At 62.1% G+C, this 25,002-nt stretch carries 15 protein-coding genes; 6 read left to right on the top strand and 9 right to left on the bottom strand.

Annotation, left to right across the window (positions count from 1 at the left end; translation table 11 throughout):
* Positions 1 to 220 precede the first annotated feature (220 nt).
* Positions 221 to 1,636 (top strand): cysteine--tRNA ligase, encoded by a 1,416-nt coding sequence (cysS, locus tag Q0601_RS09465; protein ID WP_305289484.1) that lies wholly within the window; start codon positions 221 to 223, stop codon positions 1,634 to 1,636.
* Between the two features lie 27 nt (positions 1,637 to 1,663).
* Positions 1,664 to 2,434, top strand: coding sequence for a squalene/phytoene synthase family protein (locus Q0601_RS09460; protein ID WP_305289482.1), 771 nt, complete (start codon positions 1,664 to 1,666; stop codon positions 2,432 to 2,434).
* An 18-nt stretch (positions 2,435 to 2,452) separates the two neighbouring features.
* Here Q0601_RS09460 and Q0601_RS09455 read toward each other — a convergent pair whose 3' ends face one another.
* The 4 genes from Q0601_RS09455 to Q0601_RS09440 all read right to left on the bottom strand — a co-directional run bounded on the left by Q0601_RS09455 (position 2,453) and on the right by Q0601_RS09440 (position 7,258).
* Complete coding sequence (locus Q0601_RS09455; protein ID WP_305289480.1) at positions 2,453 to 2,935, bottom strand: GNAT family N-acetyltransferase; 483 nt, start codon at positions 2,933 to 2,935, stop codon at positions 2,453 to 2,455.
* Between the two features lie 42 nt (positions 2,936 to 2,977).
* Positions 2,978 to 4,177, bottom strand: a complete 1,200-nt coding sequence (locus tag Q0601_RS09450; RefSeq protein WP_305289478.1) for a Hint domain-containing protein — start codon at positions 4,175 to 4,177, stop codon at positions 2,978 to 2,980.
* 236 nt (positions 4,178 to 4,413) lie between these two features.
* The gene (locus Q0601_RS09445; protein WP_305289476.1) at positions 4,414 to 5,784 is read right to left on the bottom strand and encodes an aspartate aminotransferase family protein; all 1,371 of its coding nucleotides are present in this window, start codon (positions 5,782 to 5,784) and stop codon (positions 4,414 to 4,416) included.
* Between the two features lie 13 nt (positions 5,785 to 5,797).
* Positions 5,798 to 7,258 (bottom strand): NAD-dependent succinate-semialdehyde dehydrogenase, encoded by a 1,461-nt coding sequence (locus tag Q0601_RS09440; RefSeq protein WP_305289474.1) that lies wholly within the window; start codon positions 7,256 to 7,258, stop codon positions 5,798 to 5,800.
* Positions 7,259 to 7,549: 291 nt separating this feature from the next.
* Between Q0601_RS09440 and Q0601_RS09435 the strand changes: the two genes are divergently transcribed.
* The 3 genes from Q0601_RS09435 (at position 7,550) to Q0601_RS09425 (ending at position 15,949) form a co-directional block, all read left to right on the top strand.
* Positions 7,550 to 13,015: an alpha-2-macroglobulin family protein gene (locus tag Q0601_RS09435; protein ID WP_305289472.1), complete on the top strand. Its 5,466-nt coding sequence runs from the start codon at positions 7,550 to 7,552 to the stop codon at positions 13,013 to 13,015.
* Entirely contained in the window at positions 13,012 to 15,120 is a 2,109-nt protein-coding gene (gene pbpC / locus Q0601_RS09430; RefSeq protein WP_305289470.1) for a penicillin-binding protein 1C, read from the top strand. The genes Q0601_RS09435 and pbpC overlap by 4 nt, the downstream gene beginning before the upstream one ends.
* 157 nt (positions 15,121 to 15,277) lie before the next feature.
* Positions 15,278 to 15,949, top strand: coding sequence for a DUF1523 family protein (locus Q0601_RS09425; protein WP_305289468.1), 672 nt, complete (start codon positions 15,278 to 15,280; stop codon positions 15,947 to 15,949).
* A 1-nt stretch (position 15,950) separates the two neighbouring features.
* Here Q0601_RS09425 and Q0601_RS09420 read toward each other — a convergent pair whose 3' ends face one another.
* From Q0601_RS09420 to Q0601_RS09405, 4 genes are all read right to left on the bottom strand, one after another.
* Entirely contained in the window at positions 15,951 to 16,343 is a 393-nt protein-coding gene (locus tag Q0601_RS09420; protein WP_305289465.1) for a YigZ family protein, read from the bottom strand.
* 226 nt (positions 16,344 to 16,569) lie between these two features.
* Positions 16,570 to 18,186, bottom strand: a complete 1,617-nt coding sequence (locus Q0601_RS09415) for a GMC family oxidoreductase (protein ID WP_305289463.1) — start codon at positions 18,184 to 18,186, stop codon at positions 16,570 to 16,572.
* Between the two features lie 79 nt (positions 18,187 to 18,265).
* Positions 18,266 to 19,342, bottom strand: coding sequence for a YcjF family protein (locus Q0601_RS09410; RefSeq protein ID WP_305289461.1), 1,077 nt, complete (start codon positions 19,340 to 19,342; stop codon positions 18,266 to 18,268).
* Positions 19,339 to 20,709 (bottom strand): YcjX family GTP-binding protein, encoded by a 1,371-nt coding sequence (locus Q0601_RS09405; RefSeq protein ID WP_305289459.1) that lies wholly within the window; start codon positions 20,707 to 20,709, stop codon positions 19,339 to 19,341. The genes Q0601_RS09410 and Q0601_RS09405 overlap by 4 nt, the downstream gene beginning before the upstream one ends.
* A 128-nt stretch (positions 20,710 to 20,837) precedes the next feature.
* On the opposite strand from Q0601_RS09405, the gene hrpB reads away from it, so the two are divergent.
* Positions 20,838 to 23,255 carry an ATP-dependent helicase HrpB gene (gene hrpB / locus Q0601_RS09400; RefSeq protein ID WP_305289457.1) on the top strand — a complete coding sequence of 806 codons (2,418 nt, stop codon included), beginning with the start codon at positions 20,838 to 20,840 and terminating at the stop codon, positions 23,253 to 23,255.
* Positions 23,256 to 23,285: 30 nt separating this feature from the next.
* Here the strand turns inward: hrpB and Q0601_RS09395 are convergent, their stop codons facing one another.
* Entirely contained in the window at positions 23,286 to 24,977 is a 1,692-nt protein-coding gene (locus tag Q0601_RS09395) for an acyl-CoA dehydrogenase family protein (RefSeq protein WP_305289455.1), read from the bottom strand.
* Positions 24,978 to 25,002: the final 25 nt, after the last annotated feature.

The raw sequence follows: 25,002 nt of genomic DNA, 5'->3' as shown, positions 1-25,002 counted from the left end.
CCCTGCCTTTTAAGTTTTTTATCTTTATTTGGTTCTGGGGGGGGCCTTTTTGTTAAATTAATATCCTAATTATTAATTAAAAGAAATATTCGCGGTTTAGGCGGGGGGGCTTGCCCCCCCGCACCCCCAGAGGATATTTATTGTGAAGAAGACGCCCGGGGCGGTTTCCGTGGGTTCCGGATTGCGTTAGAAGCCTGCCGTCCGGCAGGAAAGGCATAACATGGTCGAGATCAGGCTGACGAATACACGCACACGAAAGAAAGAGCTGTTCATGCCGCTGGATGCGGGGAATGTCCGGCTGTATCTTTGTGGGCCGACGGTTTATGACCGGGCGCATCTGGGCAATGCGCGTCCGGTTCTGGTTTTCGACGTGCTGGTCCGGTTGCTGCATCATATCTACGGCCCGGATCAGGTGACCTATGTGCGCAATTTCACCGATGTCGAAGACAAGATCAACGACCGGGCGGCTGCGCTTGGCCGCTCGATCCGCGATCTGACCGAAGAGACGATCGGCTGGTATCATCAGGACATGGATGCGATCGGTGCGCTGCGCCCCGATCACGAGCCGCGCGCAACGGATTATATCGCCGAGATGGTGGAGATGATCGAATTGCTGGTGACGCAGGGCCATGCCTATGTCGCCGAAGGGCATGTGCTGTTCGATGTGCGCTCTTTTCCCGAATATGGGCGGCTGTCGGGCCGTTCGGTCGATGACATGATCGCTGGCGCGCGGGTCGAGGTGGCGCCCTTCAAGCGTGACCCGATGGATTTCGTGCTGTGGAAACCCTCGGATGCCGAGACGCCCGGTTGGGACAGCCCGTGGGGACGGGGAAGACCGGGCTGGCATATCGAATGCTCGGCCATGTCGCGGGCGCTTCTGGGCGATACATTCGATATTCACGGCGGCGGGATCGATCTGCAATTCCCACATCACGAGAACGAGGTCGCGCAAAGCTGCTGCGCCCATCCGGAGGGGGATTTCGCGAAGGTCTGGTTGCATAACGAGATGTTGCAGGTCGAGGGCAAGAAAATGTCCAAATCACTGGGCAATTTCTTTACCGTCCGCGATCTTCTGGAACGTGACGTGCCGGGCGAGGTGATCCGCTTCGTGATGCTGTCCACCCATTACCGCAAGCCGATGGACTGGACCGATGCGAAGGCAAGGGATGCCGAAGCGGTGCTTCGGCGGTGGCGCGGCCTTACTGACGGTATGGAGCCCGCACCGGATCCGGCACCTGCCGTCATCGATGCGCTTTCCGATGATCTTAACACGGCGGGCGCTATTGCTGCGCTGCACGAACTGGCCGGGCAGGGCGATGCGGCGGGGCTGCTGGCATCGGCGCGGATGCTGGGACTTCTGCTGCCTGAAATGGGGGCATGGGCGGATGACGCGCCGCTTCAGGGTGAGATTGCGGAAAAGATCGCCGAAATCTGCCGGATCTGGCGCGAGTTGCGCAATGCCAAAGAGTTCTCAAAGGCCGATATGCTGCGCGATGAGATGGCTCTTGCCGGAATCAGACTGGTGGCTGAAAAGGATGGAAGCACGAGTTTCAATTTCACGCAGCCATTCTCGCAGGACCGGGCCGCGGAATTGACGGAGCAGATTGCCGGGGCTCTGAAACGGCAGGGGCAGTAATGTGCTGCAAGCCGGATTGCCATTGATGTGACCCTTGAAGCCTGCACCGAATTGCTTCGCCAGCACGACCCGGATCGTTTCGGGGCGCTATTGACCGCTGCGCCAGGGAAGCGGCCTGCGCTTGTCACCCTATATGCGTTGAATCTTGAAATTGCTCGTGCACCCTTCCAATCCGCCGAGCCGATGCTTGCCGAGATGCGGTTGCAATGGTGGATCGAACGTCTGGCCGAGATGGGATCCGGCATCGCGCCGCCCCTGCATGATGTCCTGACTCCGCTTTGGAATGATTGGGGGCGGGATGCGGGGGCGTTGACGGCGCTGGTCGAGGCGCGACGGAGGGATTGCGAGAGGATGCCCTTCGACCTGCCTGCCGATGTGATCGATTATATCGCTGCGAGTTCGGGCGGGTTGATGTGGCATGCGGCTCGATGTCTGGGCGCGGCAGAAGAACAACGCGCAACCATTGCCGATCAGGCTCTGGGCGCGGGATTGGCGGCATGGCTGCGGGTGCTGCCGGAACTTCGGCAATTGGGGCTGGGATTGGCGCATGAGCGTCCGGAGCAGATACAGGAACTGGCGGTGCAGGGGCTTGAGGCGATGCGTCGGGCGGCATCGGGGCGCCACCGGATTCCGCGCGACCTGGCCGCAGCACTTTATCCCGGCCCGCGTGCCGCGCATTTTCTGAACAAGGTGGCGCGGGGGCGGATCGATTGTTTCCGCCAGATTTACGCGCCTGCGCCGATAGAACGCCGGGCCTCACTGGCCAAATTCGCCTTGACCGGGCGGTGGTGGAACTAACCGGACCGTCGGCACTGGTCAGGCGGGATCAAGATCACGTCCCAGATAAACCGCGCCGGGGATCGGGTTGTGATAATAAGGCGCGATCCGCTGAAACCCAAGCCGTTCATACAGGCGCAGGGCGTCCTGCATATGATCGAGCGTGTCCAGCACCATACGCCGATATCCCGCCTGTCGCGCGGCCTGCATCACGCTTTCGGCCAACTTGCGGCCCAGGCCGTTTCCGCGGACCCCGGGGCGCAGATAAAGCCGCTTCATTTCACATATATCGCCTTTCAAAGGCCGCATCGCGACGCAGCCAATTGCCTGACCGCTGGTATTTTTCGCCAGCAGGGCACAGCCGTCAGGCGGGGCATATTTTCCGGGCAGGCTGGCAAGCTCGGCCTCAAAATCCTGAAAGCCCAGATCCACGTCAAGCCAATCCACATATTCGCGGAAAAGCCGAAGCAAATCCGGGGCGTCATCGGGAAACCTTGCATCGCGAATGATGATCTGCGTCATGATATTCTGACTATGCATCGTATGCCACGATGACAAGCCGTTTCAAATTTCATCGGCGAGCGGTTTTCCGTTCTTCAGATGACGCTCGGCGAGTTTGCGCCCCTCGCGCCCGTTCAGCAGGCGCCGGACCGGGCAGGGACGATAATCCAGCCGGGCAAGTTCAGGGAATAACGCGAAAATTTCGCGCCGGGCGGATTCGGTAATGCTCTTCAGTGCCTGCGGACCGGTAAATAGACTTTCTGTCCAGCTTCCGTTCGAAAACACCAGCTCATGCTCATCGAACAGCATATGCCAATAGCTGACGCCGTTTTCCGGATGGATGGCCTCGATTCCCGGAAGTGTGGTCAGATGCTTGGCCGCCACGAGAATTTCATCCTCGTCGAACATGCGCCGCGCGATTTTCGAGGTGATCAGAATCCGATGCTGGGGTGAAACGATCAGATCCTGCTGCGGCGTCCCCGGGCCAAGAGCATCCGCACGGATCAGGATCGGGCGCAGGTTCGGTTGCAGGTCAAGCTGTCGCGGATCAAGATAGCTGCCACCGATCCAGCGGATATGGCGGGGGCCGTGATCGCGTGTCGGGATCAGGTCGCCGATGCGAAGTGTTTCAATCGCGCGGGGACCGGCAGTCGTGAGGATCATCGTGCCCTGCGTAAAACACTGGGCTTCCGTGGATAGCTGAGGCAGCGTCGCATTGGCATATCTGTCTTGCGATGCGATCTCCAGCAGGCTGAAGCTTTTTCCAGCGTTGAATTCCGGCAGATAGCTGTTGCCGGTTTCATCGAACCGTGGTTCCGGGAAGACCAGCACCGAATGCATTCCGCCCAGAAATCTGCCGCTGTCATATTGCTCGAATTCCCGCGGGAACTGTAAACGGAAGATATTGCCGTCTTCGTCGATCAGCCGGGACCCAAGATAACCGGCCAGCCGCGTTCCTGCGGGAAAGGGCGTGCCATCGCCGAATGTGGCATTCGTGGTGGCCAGCGTCTGTCCGGTTTCATTGGGAGCGCCGATGCCGTCATGCAGAACCGTATCGTCATCGTTCAGGATGATATAGCGTTCTTGCAGGGAGCCAAGGCGGAAGGATGCAGCGGGATCGAATTCACGATTGGCATTCGTGGGCGGATAGAGGCCCGGAGATCTGCTTGGGGCCATGTTTCCCCACGGGACGCGCGTCGAAAATCCGACATTTCCGACCGGTACCGGAGTATCGAAGTTCAGCATCAGAATTTTATATTGCATCGCCTGTCTCGCATTTCACCATTGCCACGGGTGGCGAGATCGCCCCCTGTCAATGGGATGCCTAGCGAAACTTAGTTAGCGAATCGTTAATTCGAACTGGCGAAATGTCGGTATACGTCAGGGAAAGGATGCAGGAGCCAATGTGGGAATGGCTGATCGCATCGCGGCAGCCGCGATCTTCGTCCTGTATGCCCGCAAGCGAAAGGCGGGAGTTTGCACCCCCGCCTTTTTGCAGTTTATCCAAGGACTTCGGTTATCGCGTCCTTGGTTGCCGAGATGATCTGATCCGCCTCGGCGCGGGTCAGGCACAGGGGCGGCGCATAGCCGATGATATCCCCTTGCGGCATGGCCCGCGCGATCACGCCGCGCTTCAGCATTGCCGCGACGACTTTAGCACCGGTGCCTGCTGAAGCGTCAAAGAACTGCCGTTTATCCTTGTCGGCCACCAGTTCCACGGCGCAAAGCATGCCTTCGCCACGCACCTCGCCGACATTGCCATGGCCGCCGACTTCGTCGCGCATGGTTTGCCAGAAATAATTGCCGGTATCGGCGGCATTCTGAACCAGACCAAGCTCATCTATCAGCTTGAGATTGGCAACACCGGCAGCCGCGCCGATCGGGTGGGCGGAATAGGTCCAGCCATGGCCGATCACGCCATTCTCATCGGTACCTTTCATCAGCACATCCCACATCCGCTGTCCGACGATGCTTGCCGAAAGCGGCGCATAGGCCGAGGTCAGGCCCTTAGCCGAGGTGATCAGATCGGGTTTCACCCCGTAATGATCCGCGCCGAACATCGTGCCCAGACGTCCGAAGCCGGTCACGACCTCATCGACGATCAGCAGGATATCGTGCTTGTCCAGCACTTTCTGGATCGCCTGCCAGTAACCAGCCGGGGGCGGAACGATTCCGCCGGTGCCCAGAACCGGCTCGCCGATAAAGGCGGCAATCGTATCCGCGCCTTCACGCGCGATCAGCTCTTCCAGCGACTGGACGCAATAGGCGGTGAACTCCTCCTCTGACATGTTCATGTCGGGGCGGCGATAATAATAGGGCGCCTCGGTATGGATCACCTGCGCAAGCGGAAGATCGAATTTCTTGTGAAACAGTTCCAGCCCGGTCAGCGATCCGGTCATCAGGCCCGAACCGTGATAGCCGCGCCAGCGGGAAATGATCTTCTTCTTCTCGGGACGGCCAAGGATATTGTTGTAATACCAGACCAGCTTGATGTTGGTTTCATTCGCATCCGAGCCACCCAGCCCGAAATAGACCCGCGCCATGTTCTTGGGCGCGCGATCCATCACCATCTTGGCCAGCGTGATCGAGGCTTCCGAACCATGACCCGCATAGGCGTGGTAATAGGACAGTTCACGCGCCTGATCGGCGATGGCCTCGGCGATTTCCTGACGGCCATAGCCGACATTCACACAGTAAAGCCCGGCGAAACCGTCCAGCAGCTTGTTGCCGTCGCGGTCCTGGATAAAGACGCCTTCGCCGCCGGTCACGATCCGCTGCGCGGCCTCGCCGCGGGCGAATTGCGCCAGATGGGTCGAGGGATGGAAAAAGCTCTCGCGGTCCCATTCGGCCAATTTATCGTTTGTTAGCATTGTTTTGCTCCTTTCATCCCCAGTCACGGCAGACATATTTGATTTCAGTAAAAGCTTCGAGGCCCTGCCGGGCACCTTCGCGCCCGATTCCGGATTGCTTCATTCCGCCGAACGGAATCGGCGCGCCTGTCACCTTGGTACGATTCACCGCCACCATGCCGTATTGCAATGCCCGTGTCATGCGGTAGATGCGGCGCGGATCGTGGCTGTGAACATAGGCGACAAGGCCGTATTCGGTGTCATTTGCCCGCCTGATCACCTCGGCCTCGTCGTCGAAAGCGGTCAGAGCCGCGACGGGGCCAAAGGTTTCCTGCGACATGATCGCGGCATTATCCGGCACATCGGCCAGAACTGTCGGGCGAAAGAACAACGGACCCAGTTCCGCCGCGACCTCGCCGCCGGTCAGCAGCTTCGCGCCCTTGGCCACGGCATCCTCGACATGCTCGAGCTGCTTGGCGACGGCGCGGTCATGGATCAGCGGACCGATATCCGGATCCTCCATGCCGCGGCCCAAGGTCAGCTTTTCAACGGCGGCAGTGAAACGCCTGCAGAATTCGTCATAGATCGGACGCTCGATGTAAAAGCGGTTTGCGCCAAGGCAATCCTGACCGGAGGTGGCGAATTTCGCCTTGATTCCCTCGACGACGGCGCGGTCCAGATCGGCGCCCTTGAAGACGATGAAAGGCGCATGTCCGCCCAGTTCCAGCACCAGACGTTTCACCGTGTCGGCGGATTGCCGGTAAAGCAGCCGCCCGATTTCCGTCGAGCCGGTGAAGGACAGGGCGCGAATCCGGGGATCGGCCGTCCATTCGCCGACGATCGCCGCTGCGTCTCCGATCACCGTGTTGACGGTGCCTTCGGGGAAGCCCGCGCGACGCGCCAGTTCCGCCAGCGCCAATGCCGAAAGGGGCGTTTCCGCCGATGGATGAATGACAACGGTGCAGCCGGCACCCAAGGCGGCTGCGGCCTTGCGGGTAATCATGGCGGTGGGGAAATTCCACGGCGTGATCAGTGCCGCAACGCCGACAGGCTCGCGCCACAATTCCATCTCGGCATCGGCCAGATGACTGGTTACGCCTTCGATATTCGGGCGCAGCGCCTCTTCCGCATAGAACCGGACGAAGCTGGCGGCATAATCGATTTCGCCGCGGGCTTCACTGATCGGTTTGCCCTGCTCGGCAACCATGATCCGGGCAAGATCCTCTTTCGCCTCCATGATCAGGTTGTGCCATTGATGCAGGATATCGGCGCGGTTCTGCGGCAACATTCCCGACCAGCCCGGAAAGGCCGCCTGAGCGGCATCGACGGCGGCGGCGGCTCCGGTCGCGTCGCTGATGGCGACCTGTGCCACCAGATCTCCGGTTGCAGGATCGCGAACGGCCAGCCGGCCCGCCCCGGGAAAATCACCGCTTCCGGCCAGCAAACCGGGATCGGCAAGCCTGCCCGCCAAACACGGAACCAAATCGTCAAGCATCAAACACCTCCTTGATTGCATATGAATATGGAGGCAACTCGCCAGACGATTTCTCCAAAGGTGATGCTTGAAGCAGAAAAACACTCTGTTTGGGGTGACCCCCGCAAGATTTTCCTCGCCGACATGCCGGTGTTATCCGCTTTCACGGATTCCCCCGACGCAGCCGGTTTCCGTAGATGCGAGCCATGCCCGTATCGGCAGTGAAATTGTTTCGAAACAAGTTGACACCCGGTCACGATGACAGGCCATAATCGCCTTGTCACACAGGTCATATGCGAATGGAGCCGGGTAATGCATGCAATTCGCTGGGTGGTTTCGATACTTGTTCTGTTAACCGGGCTTGGCACATCCGCGATCGCGCAGGACGGGCGCCGAATCGACGTGACCGAAGGCGCGGATTATTTCGGCTTCGATCTGCGGACCGAGAAGGATGTGACGCTGGATCAATGCAAGGCCATTTGCCTTGATGATTCCGAATGCCGGGCGTTCACCTATAATACCAATGCAGAGTGGTGTTTCCTGAAATCCGACTTCACGCAAGCCAACCCGGCAGACGAAGCTGTCGCGGGGAAAGTCGTCATTGCCGGTGCGGCCCCGGATCTTGGCGCGCCTCCGCCCTTGCGGTTCCTGACCCGGGAACTGCAGGGCGAGGCGGATGATTACCGCCGCGATCTTCTGCGCCGTGCCGAACCCGGCGGGGCGGGGCTTCTGTCAAGTGTGGACCGGGCCGAACGGCTGCTTGCCCAGGGCTCGCCCCACGAGGCGATGGCGGCATGGGCCGAGGCCGTGGCGATCGATCCCGAAGAATCCCGCTTGTGGTCCGGTCTCGCGCAGGCAACCGTCGCGACCGAGCCGAATAACGAGACCGGGCAGGGCGAGTTGGAACGTATCGGCGTGGCCGCGGCAGTTAACGCCTATCAGACCTCGCGCAGCGAAGAGGATCGGGCGGCGGCACTGGAAGTCATGGCAGCGGCGCTGGAACGGCGCAGCCAGTTCCGTCCCGCGATCAGTGCTTACGAAGCCGCGATTGCACTGCGTTCGACGCCGGAATTGCAGGAAAAATACGCCGATCTCAAGCGCCGCAAGGGGTTCCGGGTGCTTGACCATTCCGTGGATTCCGACAGCGCCGTGCCGCGTGTCTGCGTTCAGTTCTCGGAACCTCTGCTCAAGAGCGGCGTCGATTATGCGCAATTCGTGACGGTCGATAACAGCCCCGGCGCGGCGGTCGAACGCAGCGATCAGGAGCTTTGCGTCACCGGGCTGAAACATGGCGGCCAGTATCGTGTGAATGTCCGGCAGGGTCTGCCTTCGGCGGTGGACGAGGTTCTGGCGCAATCCGTGTCGTTAGAGATCTATATCCGCGACCGTGGAGCGGCGCTGCGCTTCACCGGCGACAATTTCGTGCTGCCATCGTCGGCGCGACGCGGGATTCCCTTGATCTCGGTGAATGCCGATGAGGCGGAGCTATCGGTTTACCGCGTCGGCGACAGGGCTTTGACGCAATTGCTGGGCAGCAGGCAGTTTCCCGGTCAGTTGAATGGATATAATCTGGATTATCTCATGGATGAGATCGGGGAGCCGGTCTGGAGCGGAACGGTCGAGATCGCATCGGAACTGAACCGGGACGTGACCACCAGTATTCCCATCGATGAGGCCGTGCCGGAACGGAAACCGGGTATTTACCTGATGACCGCCAAACCGACCGAGGCACTTCAGGACGATTCCGACGAATTGGCGACGCAATGGTTTCTGGTCTCCGATATCGGCCTGTCCACTTTTGCCGGGCAGGATGGGCTGACGGTTTTCGCCCGGTCGCTGGCCTCTGCGACACCTCTGGAAGGCGTGACGCTGAGGCTGCTGGCCCGCAATAACGAGGTACTGGGCGAGGTGGTGACAGACGCGCAGGGTCAGGCCCGGTTCGAAGCAGGGCAGGCGCGCGGAACGGACGGGCTGGCTCCGGCGGCATTGATGGCGCGGGACGGCGACGAGGATTTCGTGTTTCTGGACATGACCCGCGCCGGGTTCGACCTGTCCGACCGGGGTGTGACCGGACGCGACGCGCCGGGGCCTTTGGATGTCTTCACCTGGACCGAACGCGGAATCTATCGCGCGGGCGAGGTGGTTCATGTCGCGGCGCTTGCGCGCGATCCCTCGTCTCAGGCAGTCGATGATCTGCCGCTGACCTTCATTTTCCGCCGCCCCGATGGCGCGGAAGCGCGGCGTTCCGTATCGAAGGGCGAAGCGCTTGGCGGTCATGCGGTCGATCTAGAGCTTCCCGAAAATGCCATGCGCGGCACCTGGCGGCTATCCGTTTATACCGACCCCGATAAACCGGCTGTGGCCGAACAGATGTTTCTGGTCGAGGATTTCGTGCCCGACCGCACCGAGATCACGCTTTCCAGCGACCAAAACCGGATCGCCGTGGGCGATATGACGGATGTCACGGTCGATGGGCGTTATCTTTACGGCGCGCCGGCTTCCGGGCTTGCGCTTGAAGGCGAATTGTCGGTTTTTCCGGTTCGTAGCCAGGAAGATTATCCGGGTTATGTCTTTGGTCTTGATGACGAAGATGATGTCGGCACCATCCGCCTTCCTTTGACCGGCCTGCCGCCGACCGATCCGAATGGGCAGGCGGTTTTCCCGGTATCGCTGGACAATGCTCCGGCAACCACCCGCCTGCTTGGCGCCGAAGTCAGCGTGCGGATGCGCGAGGCTGGCGGCCGCGCGGTCGAGCGTTCCCTGCCGCTGGAGGTCGAGCCGTTGGGGCCGATGATCGGGCTGCGCCCCGAATTCGGCGGTGGCAGCGTGCCAGAGGGCGGCAGTGCGGCTTTCCGTGTCATCGCTGTGAATGCCGAAGGCGAACGGATTGCGATGGATGGCCTGCATTGGTCGCTTTACCGGATCGAGCGTCATTACCAATGGTATCGCGATGGCGGATCGTGGAATTACGAGCCCATCACCACCAGCAGCCTTGTTCAGGATGGCACCATCGACGCGCATCCGGACAGCGAAGCGCAGATCAGCGTGCCGGTCGATTGGGGCCGATACCGCCTTGAGGTCGAAGGTCAGGACATGGGCGGCCCGATCAGCAGTGCGGCATTCGATTCCGGCTGGTATGTCGAGGCAAGCTCGACCGAAACGCCGGACGGTCTTGAGGTCGCGCTTGATCGCGACAGTTATGATGTAGGTGACACGGCGAGGCTGCAGATATCGCCGCGTTTCGCCGGAGAGGCACTGATCACCATCGGCTCGGACTCCCTGATCCAAAGCTTTACCGAAACCGTTCCCGAAACCGGGGCAGAGATCGATATTCCGGTCACCGAAGAATTCGGCTCGGGCGTTTATGTGACCGTGACATTGTTCCGGCCCGGCAGCGATACCGAAAACCGCCTTCCGATGCGGTCCATCGGCCTGCGCTGGCTGAAAGTCGATCCGGGTAAGCGCAGCCTTGCTGTCGATCTTGATCTGGATCAGCAAATCCAGCCGGATCAGCAGCTTTCCGTGCCGGTCAAAATCGACGGGCTTGCCGCGGGAGAGGATGCCTATGTCACTGTCGCCGCCGTGGATGTGGGCATTCTCAACCTGACCCGCTACGAGGCGCCGAACCCGGAAGGCTGGTATTTCAGTCAGCGAAAACTCGGGCTGGAACTGCGTGATATTTATGGCCGCCTGATCGATGGCTCGCTTGGGGCGCAGGGGCGGATCAGAACCGGCGGGGACGGGGCGACCATGGAATCGAATGGCAGTCCTCCGACAGAGACGCTTCTTGCATCCTTTTCGGGCATCGTTCCGGTAGATGCGGATGGGCGTGCGCAGGTATCCTTCGATATCCCGGATTTCAATGGCACCGCGCGGGTGATGGCGGTCGCGTGGTCCGCAGACGGGATCGGGCATGCCACGGGCGATGTCGTCATCCGCGAACCGCTTGTTCTGACAACCAGCCTGCCGCGCTTCCTCGCCCCCGGCGATCAAACCCGCATATTGCTTGAGATCGCCAATACCGATGGTCCCGCAGGTGATTACAGCCTGAATGTTGAAACAACCGGGCTGCAACTTACCGAAGCCGACCCGCTTCCCGAGACCCTGACGCTGGACGCCGGGGAAAAGATCGCCGTGGCGATCCCGGTGACTGCAAGCGGTACGGCGGGAGAAGGCCGGATAGATCTTTCGCTGACCCATGATTCCGGCCTGTCCGTCAGGAAAACCGTCAGTCTGCCGGTGCGTCCGGGCGTCATGCCGGTGACCACCCGCGAACAGATGACACTGGCGGCGAATGGCGGCAGCATCGTGCTGGACCGGCAATTGCTGGCGGATCGTTTCAGTGAGAACGCGGCGGTCAGCGTCAATGTCTCGCGCAATCAGGGCTTTGATATTCCCGCGCTGCTGATGGCGCTTGACCGTTATCCTTATGGCTGCGCCGAACAGACGACAAGCCGTGCCCTGCCGCTGCTTTACGTCAATGAACTTGCTGCGGCCGCCGGGATGGAAAACGATCCGCAGGTGAAAGAGCGTGTTGATGATGCGATTGCGAAAATCCTGTCTTATCAATCTTCCGCAGGCAGTTTCGGGATGTGGAGTCCGGGTTCGGGTGATTTGTGGCTTGACGCTTATGTCACCGATTTCCTGACCCGGGCGTCGGAACAGGGTTTTACCGTTCCCGAACAGCCAATGGCGCAGGCGCTGCGCAACCTGCAGAACTCGGTGGCTTATGACACGGATGTCGAATCCCGCGGCAGCGAGATCGCCTATGCGCTTTACGTTCTGGCGCGAAATCGCAAGGCTTCCGCCGGGGATTTGCGCTATTACCTCGATACCCGTCTGGATGAGTTCAGCACCCCGATGGCCCGCGCCCAGCTTGCAGCGGCAATGGGGCTTTACGGGGATGGCGACAGGGCCGCGAACGGATTTGCGTCCTCATTGCTTCTTGCGCGGGAAGAAAACGAGTTCCGCTCGCGCTCGGATTACGGCTCGCCGTTGCGGGATGGCGCCGCGATGCTGGCGCTTGCTGCAGAGACGCGGCCCGAGCCGGGGATCGTTCCCGAGATGATCGGCTTTGTCGGGGATCTTCAAAGCGATATCCGCTATCAGAGCACGCAGGATCAGGCATGGATGTTGCTGGCGGCGCGTGCGATGGCCCGCTCGGACGACGATCTTAGCCTGACCGTCAACGGTACAGCCCATGAAGGCGGCTTTGCGCAGCAGATGGATGGGGCAGAAATATCCGCCACACCCGTGACGATCACCAACCGCGACGATCAGCCCGTGACCGCGACGGTCACGACCGTTGCCTCCCCGCGCGAGCCTTTGCCCGCCGGAGGCGATGGTTTTGGCATCACCCGCAGCTATTACACGCTGGACGGGCAGGAGGCCGATGTGACCGCGGCCCGTCAGAATGAGCGTTATGTCGTCGTGCTGGAGGTGACGCAGGATAATGACTGGCCGTCACGCGTGCTGGTGTCGGATCTGCTGCCCGCCGGCTTCGAGATCGATAATCCGCGCCTTGTGGATAGTGCGCAGCTTGACAATTTCGGCTGGCTGGGCGGGACAGATGCGGCGCATACCGAGTTTCGGGATGATCGCTTCATCGCCGCTTTTGACCGGAACACCGGCAGTGACCGCAGTTTCCGGCTGGCCTATGTGGTGCGGGCGGTATCGCCGGGCGTTTACATGCATCCGGCGGCCAGCGTCGAAGACATGTACCGCCCGCAACTGTCGGCACGCACCGCCTCGGGCTTCATGGAGGTCAGGGAGAATTGACACAAGCGCAGACCGGTGTCGCATTGCGCCGCTGGCTGCGGCGCGGCGCGATTGCACTTTCGGTGCTGGCTGTTCTGATCGCTGTTGCAGGGGTGGTGCTGTGGCGGCTGGACAAGCTTTATCCGCTGCCGCCTGACACCATCTCCCTGTCAAGGGAAGTGCTGGACCGTGATGGGGCACTGCTCAGGGCTTATGCGGCCAGGGATGGCCGCTGGCGCCTGCCCGCCGATAGCGAGAAGCTGGATCCGCAGTTCATCGAAATGCTGATCGCCTATGAGGATAAACGCTTCTGGTCCCATTCCGGGGTCGATCTGCGGGCTCTGTCGCGGGCGGCATGGCAGCTGGCCACGAATGGGCGGATCGTGTCGGGCGGATCGACGCTGTCGATGCAGCTTGCGCGTCTGCTTGAACCGCGCGACGAGCGTAGTTTCACTGCCAAGTTCCGGCAGATAGGCCGGGCATTGCAGATCGAGCGGCGCATGTCCAAGCGCGAAATCCTGAATCGCTACCTTACGCTTGCGCCTTATGGCGGCAATCTGGAAGGGGTGCGGGCCGCCAGCCTCGCGTGGTTCGGGAAAGAGCCGCACAAGCTTGAACTGGCAGAGGCGGCGCTATTGGTCGCGCTGCCGCAATCCCCCGAGGCGCGCCGCCCCGACCGGAACCCGAAGATTGCCCTGATGGCCCGCAACCGGGTGCTGGACCGTATGGCGCAGGCAGGGGTGATCGCCGAAGGCGAGGTCGCAAGGGCATCGGGCGACGCGGTTCCGGCACGACGGCTGCCTATGCCCGCCTATGCCGCGCATCTGGCCGATGCAGTAATGCACTCCGCGCCAGAGTTGCAGCAGCATCGCTTGCTGATAAGCCGCAATGCGCAGGCCAGTCTTGAAAAGGTTGCCACCAGCGGAGCCAGACGGCTTGGCCCGAATGTTTCGGTTGCGATGATCCTTGCCGATGCGAGTAACGGAGAGATATTGGCGCGGGTCGGTTCTGCCGGGTATTTCGACCCGTCCCGTGCCGGTTGGATCGACATGACCAGAGTATTGCGTTCTCCTGGTTCGACCCTGAAACCGTTCATCTACGGCCTTGCCTTCGAGGAAGGTCTGGTCATGCAGGAAACCATGATCGAGGACCGGCCCGGCGATTTCTCGGGCTATCGGCCACGGAATTTCGACATGGCCTATCAAGGCGATGTCTCGGTCCGCACCGCGCTTCAGATGTCGCTGAATGTGCCCGCGATCCGTTTGCTGGACTCGATCGGCCCGGCGCGGCTGGCGGCGCGGATGCGGCGGGCAGGGGCCACACCCGTTCTTCCCCCGGGAGAGAGTCCGGGTCTGGCGATCGGGCTTGGCGGGGCGGGACTGACGCTTGAGCAGCTTGTGCAGCTTTATGGAGGAATCGTGAACCGCGGCAAGGTCCAGCCGTTGCGGCATCTGGCTGGAACCGAACCGACGCGGGAGCCTGCCACGATCCTGACCCCTCAGGCCGCGTGGCAGATCACCGACATTCTTTCGGGCGTCATGCCTCCGAAAGGTGCGCCGCATCTTGGCGTCGCCTACAAGACCGGCACTTCCTATGGCTATCGTGACGCTTGGGCCGTCGGTTATGACGGGCGTCATGTGCTTGGCGTCTGGGGCGGGCGCGCCGATGGCGGCTCGGTTCCGGGTCTGACGGGCTATGACGCGGCTGCCCCCCTGCTGCATGAGGCGTTCCGCCGGTCGGGTATCGGTCTCAATCGCTTTCCGCCGCCCCCGGCCGGTGCATCGCGATTGCCTGCCGCCGATCTTCCCTTTTCCCTGCGCCGCTTTGCCGCTTCGGGCAATCGCCCGATGGCGGGTGCCCCGCCCGAGGCCGCGCCGGAAATCGTCTTCCCGCCACAGGGCGCCCGTGTCGATCTTGGGCTTTCCCGCGGAGTGACGGATGCTCCGCTGGCGCTCAAGATCAACGGTGGACGCGCACCGTTTCGCTGGCTCGCCAATGGCAAGCCGCTGTCGCAGACATTCCGGCGGCGCACCGCCATGTGGGTTCCCGACAGCAGCGGCTCATCGACGCTGACGGTTATCGACGCCGCAGGCCGTGCCGCGAGTGTCCAGATTTATATCGAATGAGCCCCTTACGATCAGGGCAAAATCCGGGATGGGTGGCTTCGGGTTGGATTCGTCCTGTGATTCCGCATAACTCTGGTTTATGCATCAAGACCCATGCCGCGATCGGGGATCATCGGAAACGTCCTGCGGGTGAACTGGCAGTAGGAGCCGTAAAATCATGTATTATATCAAGGTTTTCATCGGAGTTCTGTTCGGAGTCGCGGTCTTTCTGTTCCTTGATTACGCGCTGCCCTCCAAGAACACGGTGCGGATCACGAATACCTATAACCGCCTGACGCTGGTCACCCCGAGAAATGCGATCTTCTATGCTTCCGAAGATACCGGCACTATTGAACATTCTTCGGGTCAGCGGGATGTACGGTTCATCGACACGGTGCGTCCGAACGGCAAGGTTTTCGTCTATCGAAATGAGGATACCGGCTGGGTCTGGCCCCCCTATTTCAAATATGACAGCGCCAATCTGCATTCCGAGGCGACGAATCTCAGATCGGCCTCGGGCAATCCGCAATGGGTCAGTATCACCGCCTATGGCTGGCGCCTGCCATGGCTGAGCATCTACCCGAACGCGATCGGGATCGATACGCTTGCAAGCCCGGATGAACGTCCGCGCAACTGGCCGGCGATGGTCATCCTTGGGGTGCTGTTCGTGTTCCTGCTGTCGCTATGGCGGCTGTGGACCCAATTTCGCCAGCGCCGGATTGATCCCGCGCTTCGTGCGGCGGATGAACGCTGGGACAACGCCACCGACCGGGTCAGTTCCGAAGCCGCCGAGATGAGAGGAAGCTTCGGAAAATTTCTGGACAGATTCCGGGGCAAACCCCGCCGATAGATCAGCCGCCGGAAGGTTCGGGCCGCGATGCGCCATCATTGCCCAGCCCCGTCTGATGCAGATAGTGCCGCACCGCATCCGCGACATGCCGGAACCGGTCGCCGCCCAGATGTTTGCCGCCATACCAGCGGGTCACCACCACCAGATGATCCTCCAGCCCGGCGCGTTCCAGCATCTGAAGCATCAGGGCGCCCGCGCCGGATTCGCCATCGTCATCCTTGACTGGTTCGCCTGAAATAATCGCGGCCCAGCTGTTATGTGTCGCCTTGGCGAAGCGCTTGTTGCGTTTCAGCTCGCTCAGCAATGCCTGAATGTCCTTGCGATCCCTGACCGGGCCGCCGGAAACGGCATATCGCGATCCGCGATCCGAGATGATCTTGTCGAAAATCTCCATATCGCTCCTTTCTTGCTTCGGGCCTGTAAACAGCATGGTGGATTCTGAAAGTCCATATCTGTCCGTCGCGCACATGGGTCCGGCCTCTACAGCTATGAAAATCACGTATGTGCGCGCCGGTCACCTTGCCCGCGCGTTGACGGGACAGGGATATCCCCAAGCCGCGCTTGAAGGGATCGCGGTCCGTATCCCCCGGCTGACTGGTCAACCACGAATCCCACAGCAATCAGCCCGATCGTAAAAGCGATGCCGCAAGGATCATATCGGCGGCCTTTTCGGCGATCATCGTCACCGGCGCATGGGTATTGCCCGAGGGAATCGTCGGCATGATCCCGGCATCCGCGATGCGCAGCCGCCCGATCCCGTGCAGCCGCAATTCCGCATCCACCACCGCCATCGGATCATTGCCCATTTTCGTCGTGCCGACCGGATGAAAGATGGTCGTGCCCACATCCCCGGCCGCGCGCGATAATTCAGCATCGCTTTGCAGATGCGGTCCGGGCATGACTTCCTCGGGCCGGAACGTGGCCATGCGCCGGGTCTGCATCAGCCGCCGGGCGTGACGCAGACTGTCGATGGCGACCTGCCTGTCGCCTTCGGTTGAAAGGTAATTCGGTGCGATGACCGGCGGTGTTCCCTCCTTGGCGCTGCGGATATGGCTGCTTCCGCGGCTGTCGGGACGCAGATTGCAGACCGAGACCGTCAGGCCGGGAAAATCGTGCAGGGGTTCTCCGAACCTGTCCAGGGATAGCGGCTGGACGTGATATTCGATATTCGCGGTCTCGAAAGCTTCCGAGGATCTGGCGAAAATCCCCAACTGGCTGGGTGCCATCGCCATCGGCCCCGAACGTCGAAGCGTATATTCCAAGGCGATCCCGGCGCGGCCCAGCAGATTGCGCGCCCGGTCGTTCAGCGTTTTCGCGCCGGTGATGCGAAAGATACTTCGCAACTGAAGATGATCCTGTAGATTCTCACCCACGCCCGGTAGATCCAGAACCGTGTCGATCCCCAGAGATGACAACCGCTCATGCTGTCCGATACCGCTGAGTTCCAGGATCGCGGGCGAGTTGATCGCGCCCGCCGCAAGGACGACCTCACCGCCCGCCCGCGCATGCAGCCTTTGTCCCTTATGGGTGAAGATCACACCGGTTGCCTGCCGTCCCTCAAAGGACAGCCGCTCTACCTGCGCATCCGTCACGATCCGCAGATTCGCGCGGTTCCTTGCCGGGTTCAGAAACGCCTTGCGGGCATTCCAGCGGATACCGCCACGCTGGGTTACCGGGAAATATCCCACTCCCTCATTGGTGCCGCAGTTGAAATCCGCGCAGGCGGGCAGGCCCAGTTCCTGCGCAGCCTCGGCAACGGCATCGAGGATCGGCCAATTCAGGCGCTGCTGTTCGATCCGCAATTCGCCGCTGTCGTTATGAAATTCATCAGCGGGACCGTAATGCCGTTCCGAGCGGCGGAAATAAGGCAGGACATCGTCCCAGCCCCAGCCGGAATTACCCGCCTGCCGCCAGCGGTCGTAATCATTGGCCTGACCACGCATGTAAATCATGCCATTGATCGAGGAACAGCCCCCCAGAACTTTCCCGCGAGGATAATTCAGGCTGCGGCCGTTCAGCCCGGGCTCGGGCTCGGTCTTGTAGCACCAGTCAAGCGTCGGGTCGCCCATTGCGTATAGATATCCGACCGGGACATGAACCCAGAAACGATTGTCGCTGCCGCCTGCCTCCAACAGCAGAACCCGGTGCCGGGGATCGGCCGAGAGGCGGTTGGCCAGCACGCAACCGGCAGATCCGGCCCCGACGATGATGAAATCATATTCTCCGAAATCCTGCATGACCCCCCGATTGAATGATTGCCCCCGGAATCATGTTTCATGCCCGCGATGCCGTGGCAAGCATTCACTGGCGGTCGGGTCAGGCTTTGCCGTCTTCATCGCTGCCAAACAAGCCGCGTAACCCGCGTGTCAGCAGGTTTCCCACTTTGGGTCTGGGCTGGGTGACGAATGGCAGTGGACGGCAGACCTCCATGGCGGCGATTCCGACCCGGGCCGTCAGGGCACCATTAACGACACCCTCTCCAAAGCGGCGCGACAGCTTGGCCAGCACCCCGCCACCCGCGATGGTGTGGATCAGGTCGTCGCCTGCGGCGACTGCGCCTGTCGCGACCAGATGGGTCATCACGGTACGGGCCAGTTTCCAGCTGCCGACGGTTCCGGCGCGACCGCCATAAATCTCGGCGATGCGGCGGATCATCCGCAGATTGGCGGCCAATGCGGCGACGACATCCGCCAAAGCCAGCGGGATCAGGGCCGTTACCGCGGCGACGCTGCGGGCGGCGGCCTCGATTTCCCGGCGGGCCTCTTGATCGAGCGAGGTCATGAGCTCGTTTTCAGCCATGATCAGCAGGGATTTTGCGTCATAAGCCTCGGCCCGGCCATCGGTCAGCCGGTCATGTCCCCATTTCAGCTCTGGGCGCCCGCGATACAGGGAAAGCAGTTGATCGGTGACCTGCCGCGCCTTGTCGCTGGAATTCTCGACCAAAGCCAGCCCTGCCTGACGTTGAATGGTATCGATCCGCGCAAAGCGGGACCAGGCGCGATATTCACGCCATGCCATGCCAAGACTCGCAAGCGTGAACAGCACCAGCAGCCCGATCCCGGCCCAGCCCAGCGGAGGATAGCGGTCAATCAGCCTGCCCAGAAAATCCAGCGCGGCAACTGTCAGCAGAAAGACCAGAAGCGCCACGGCGGAACTAAGAAACAGCCGGGTCAGCAGCGAAGCCCGGCGGCCAACCAGCCGGGTGACCATCTGCATCGTGCGCGGGCGGGGAAGCGGGTTGTCCGGCTCTTCGATCGGAGGCGCGTCCGCAGGATTGGGACGGGTCTGTTCCGTCTCGTCCCTTGTTTCCTCCGCCGGGCCGGACCGGCGGGTTTCAGAAGCGGAATCGTCGATCTCGATCAACACAGGTCCGCGTTTCGGGGTGTCGCTCACAGCAGGTCTCCGATCAGGAATTCCGCGGCGCGGTCCAGCCGGATATGTGGCGGTCCGTCACCGGGTCGGCGCGTCATCGGGGCGGGCAGGAAATTCATCACCGCGTAATCCGCATCCAGCCATTCCTGCGCCCCGTTCCGCGCAGGGTGCAGCAACTGGGCCGGATCAGGCGGCAATTCGCCGGGATAGAATGCCGCCTGCCTGCCATCGGTCAGCGTTCCGCGCACGGCGGGCAGTTCCTCGCCATCCTTCCGGATCACGTCCTCGGTCGTGGCGCGCAGGGCGGCGATGGACATCGCCTCGGTTCGCGCGCCCGAGAAATCCGCCCGGTCGCGGGCCTCGCGCAGCATGGCCGACAGGATCGCGGTCAGCCGGTCGTGCTGGCTGTGATGCAGGTGATCGGCCTTGGTAGCGGCGAACAGGATACGTTCGACCCGTCTTGTGCCCAATAGCTGCGCCAGCCAGCCCGCGCGACCGGGGCGGAATGCAGTCAGGATATCGGCCATGGCGCGGCGCATATCCTCGACTGATTGCGGTCCCTGATGGATCGCGCCAAGCACATCGACCAGGATCACCTGCCGGTCGATCCGGGCGAAATGGTCGCGGAAGAAAGGCCGGACGACACGGGATTTATAGGCATCGAAGCGGCGGCGGAATTCCTTGTAAAGTTTGCCGTCCTTCTGGATCTCGGGCAGGGGGGCGAATGTCAGGGCGGGCGAGCCTGCCATCTCGCCGGGGATCAGGAAGCGTCCCGGTGTGCAATCCGACCATCCGGCCTCCCGCGCGGCATGCAGATGGGCGGTATAGCTTTCGGCAAGTCGCTGCGCGGTCGGTTCGTCGAAACGGGTGGCGGGATCAAGTTCCGCAAGCGTCTGCTGATAGTCGGCGGCACCGGGACGGTTGTCGATCCGCGAAAGGACCTCGGCGGACCATTCGCTGAAATCCTTGCCCATCAACCGCAGGTCCAGCAGCCATTCGCCGGGATAGTCGACGATATCCAGATGCACTGTCTGCGGCCCGCGCAGCCCGGAAAACAACCCACGCGGCTCGACCCGCAGTGACAGGCGAAGCTGGCTGACATGACGGGTGCCGTCCGGCCAATGCGGATCAGAGCCGGTCATCGAGGCAAGATGACGCTCGAAATCGAAACGCGGCACAGTGTCGTCCGGCTGTGGCTGAAGCCACGCGGTCTTCAGACTGCCATCGGCGGCGGCCCGCAGGGCATGCATCCGTCCCCGGTCCATCAGATTGGCCACGAGAGAGGTGATGAACACGGTCTTGCCCGCCCGTGACAGGCCGGTCACCCCCAGCCGGATTACAGGGTCGCCGAATCCCAAACCCCTGATCAGATCGCCACTAATTCCCATTCCGCCTGCCGTTCCGCCCTTGTCATTTCTGAAAAGATAGGCGCGGGCAGGACGGATTGATAGGGGGCATCGTTTGTCGTGCGGTGACGGGATTGTGGAGGCCGTGCCCGTCAGGTTACTTAGCCGGGATGAGGATAAGTTTGCCCATCGACGCTATTCTGCCCGAACTGTGCGACGCCATCGCGAGGCATGGGCGCGCCGTTCTGGTCGCGCCTCCGGGTGCGGGCAAGACGACGCGGGTGCCTGTGGCGCTCATGGATCAGGTCGCGGGACGGATCGTCATGCTCGAGCCGCGACGGCTGGCGGCGCGTGCCGCGGCTGAGCGCATGGCCGGCGAGTTGGGCGAAAAACCGGGCGAGCGGATCGGTTATCGGATCCGGGGCGAGGCGGTGCCCGGAAGTCGGATCGAGGTCGTGACCGAGGGTATCCTGACCCGGATGATCCAGTCGGATCCGTCTCTTGATGGTATCGGCTGCGTAATCTTCGATGAATTTCACGAACGCAACCTGACCGCCGATCTGGGCCTTGCGCTTGTCTGGGAAGCCCGCGCCGCTCTGCGCGAGGATCTGGCGGTGCTGGTGATGTCGGCGACGCTGGATGCCGACCCTGTGGCGGCATTGCTGGACGACGCGCCGGTGCTGCGATCCGAGGGGCGGGCATTCGAGGTGGCGACCCGCTGGCTGGATCGGCCCTTGCCTGCCCGCTTCCGGCTGAGCGACGAGGCGGCGCGGCTGATCCTGCAAGCCGAGGCCGAGACCCGGGAGACTGGCGGCACTGTGCTGGCATTTCTGCCGGGCGAGGGCGAGATTCGCCGTGTCTCGGGCATGCTGGGCGAAAGCGGTTGCGAGGTGCTGCCGTTATTCGGGGCACTGGACGCAAAGGCCCAGCGTGCGGCCCTTGCACCGCCGGGCAGGCAACGGCGGATCGTTCTGGCGACCGCGATTGCCGAAACATCGTTGACCATTCCCGAGGTGCGGGTTGTCGTCGATGCCGGACGGGCGCGGCGGGCGCGTTTCGATCCCGGCAGCGGCATGTCGCGGTTGGTGACCGAACGTGTCAGCCGTGCCGAGGCCGATCAGCGGCGCGGGCGGGCGGGCCGTGTCGCGCCCGGTATCTGCTATCGGATGTGGGCGCGTGCCGAAGAGGGGGCCTTGCCCGCATTTGCCCCGCCCGAGATCATGGTGGCGGATCTGGCCGGTCTGGCACTTGAGTTGGCCACCTGGGGAGCGGAGCCTGCGGACCTCGCGTTTCTGACTCCTCCGCCGGATGCCGCTTTGGCCGAGGCGCGGAATTTGCTGGCGGAACTAGGGGCGCTGGACGGGGCGAGGCGGGTTACCGGACATGGCCGGCAGCTTGCGCGGCTGCCCCTGCATCCCCGGCTGGCGCATATGCTGCTGCGGGGCGGGCGCGATGCCGCGGAACTGGCAGCACTGTTATCCGACCGGGATCCGCTGCGTGGCGCGCCTGCAGATCTGGCGCTGCGGCTGCATGCGATCCGCGATCCTGCGGGCTTTGCGGCGCGATATCCGCATGATCTGCACCGGCCCGCCCTGAACCGCATCCGGGACGAGGCGAAGCGGCTGCGGCGGCTGGTCCCGGACGGCGAAGCGATGACGGTGGGTGCGATGGCGGCGCTGGCCTATCCGGACCGGATCGGGCAGCGACGCAAGGGCGAGGCGCCGCGTTTCGTTCTGTCGGGCGGCAAGGGTGCGGTTCTGGACGAGGGTGATCCTTTGGCCGGACAACGGCTGATCGTGGCCGTGGATCTGGACGGCGATCAGCGAGAGGCGCGGATACGCATGGCCGCCCCGGTGGATGAGGCGGATATCAGGGCGCTTTACGCCGGCCGGATCGAAACGGTCGAGCTTTGCGAATGGTCCCGGCGCGAAAACCGGGTGCTCACCCGGCAGCAAGAGCGTCTGGGCGCCATTATTCTGTCCGACCGGATCTGGCAGGACGCACCCGAGGAATCGGTGGCGCAGGCCGCGCTTGACGGATTGCGACAGGACGGGCTGCCCTGGACGCCTTCGGCCGCGCGGCTGCGTGCCCGGATAGCCCTTGTGGACGGGTTGGGACCGGTGGATGATACCAGTCTGCTGGCCGATGGCACGTGGCTGTTGCCGTGGTTGGGAAGCGTGAAGACGCAGGCCGATCTGCGGCGACTGGACCTGACCGAGCCTCTGAAGGCACGGATCGGCTGGGATGGTCAGCAACGTCTGGCCGCCGAGTTCCCGGCACATTTCGTCACGCCGCTGGGACGAAAGGTCCCGATCGATTACGATCACGAGGAACCCTCGATCGAGTTGCGGTTGCAGGAATTGTTCGGCGTGACCCGCCATCCCGTCGTGGGTGGGCGTCCGCTGCGGATCACCTTGCTGTCGCCGGGCGGCAAACCGGTGCAGGTGACGATGGATCTGCCGGGATTCTGGGCATCGTCCTACAGCGATGTCCGCAAGGATATGCGCGGCCGTTATCCCCGGCACCCATGGCCGGAGGATCCGACCGAAGCACTGCCGACGACAAGGGCGAAGCCGCGGGGGCGGTGAAGCTGTGCCCGGCGACAGCGACGCAAATTCCTACATGTCAAGAATGTCGGGGGCCGGGCTTTCGTCATCTTCGGGCAAGGCCAGCGGATCGCGCGCGGCCAGCTTGTGCCGTAAGACCTCATGCGCAAGGCGCAACCGCGTATCGGCGCTGGCCATGCCAAGCGATGTCAGCCTTGCGCTTTCCCATGCCATGATACAGGCGGATGTGGCATTGTAGACGGCGGTGGCCGCGCGCCGGGTCTCGGCTTCGCGGGCGGGGTTTTCAGCGACGGCTTGCAGCAATGCGGCGGCGCGGTGATAAGCCCCGGTCAAATCCGTCAGCGGTCCCAGTATCGACGTGGCCTCTTTCATCAGATCGTCGATATAGCCGGATAACGCGCTTAGCGCATCCTCGCGCCTTGCCGCCCGGGCGACATCGAGGGCGACGATATTGCTGGTTCCCTCCCATATCGAGCCCAGATGCGCGTCGCGCAATACGCGGGCATCCGACCATTCCTCGATATAGCCGCAGCCGCCCCGCACCTCCATCGCGTCACCGGTCACCTTGCGGGCGTCGCGGCAAGTCCGGAATTTGATCAGCGGAGTGAGGATGCGCAGCACCCGTGTCATGGCGGCATCGCCCCGGTCGGAGGCTTCAAGGACATGGGCGGTGTGAAACACCATCACGCGCGCCTGTTCAGCCGTGACCAGAAGCTTGGCCAATTGCCGGCGCATCAGCGGCAGCTCCGCCAGCGGCTTGCCGAAGGCGCTGCGATTGCGGGCGATGAACAGCGTCTCGTTCACCGAGCGCCGCATAAGTCCGGCGGAACGTACGCCATTCGCAAGACGCGACATGTTGATCATATCGGTCATCTGCTTGAAACCCTGACCCGCTTCGCCGACCAGATAGGCGGTTGCGCCTTCAAGTGTGATTTCACCGCTGGCCATGGATCGGGTGCCCAGCTTGTCCTTGAGCCGTAAGATGCGATAGGCATTCCGGCTGCCATCGGGCAGGATCCGCGGCAACAGGAACAGGGACAGGCCGCGCGTGCCCACGCCACCATTCTCGGGCCGGGCCAGCACCATCGCAAGCGCCGCATCCGGATTCGAGCAGAACCACTTGTCGCCGTAAAGCCGCCATTCGCCGTCGACCTTGCGGGCAGTGGTCTCGATCGCCCCGACATCCGAGCCCGCCATCTGTTCGGTCATGAACATCGCGCCTTGAAAAAGCTGATCCATCTTCTGGCTGGTCAGCCGGTCGAAATAGGATGAAACCAGTTCGTCCGAGCCGAAACGGGTCAACGTCCGGGTCAGCGAGTCGGTCATGGATAACGGACAGCAAAGCCCGAATTCGGATTGCACGAACAGATAGACCAGCGCGTATTTGACCAATGGCGGAAGTTTTTCCTTTGCACCGAACACTCCGCCGCGATGGGACATGGCGGCAAGACCGAATTCACCGAAGGCGATCCTTTCGAGTTCTTCATAGGCCGGATGTTTCTCGATCCGCTCATTGGCGGCTCCGTTTCGGGCGCGGATATGAAGCTTCGGAGGATTCTGGTCGGCGGCAAGGGCAAGCTGTTCCAGCCTGTCATTTACCATGGCTCCCATATGATCCAGTTGCGGCAGGGCGAGTTCGAGGATTCCGGAGGGCAGGTAGATTTTCAGAAGCTCTGCCATGGCGGGATCGTTCCGGAACGCGTTCATTCCGGCGCTGTCAGGGATGTTCTGATGAATTTTCATGGATTGCCCTTTCTTGCGGCGACAC

The organism is Paracoccus wurundjeri, from assembly GCF_030678915.1.
Taxonomy (GTDB): Bacteria; Pseudomonadota; Alphaproteobacteria; order Rhodobacterales; family Rhodobacteraceae; genus Paracoccus; species Paracoccus onubensis_A.
Note: the sequence above shows the minus strand (reverse complement) of the source record. Positions and strands in the feature narration are given on the sequence as shown.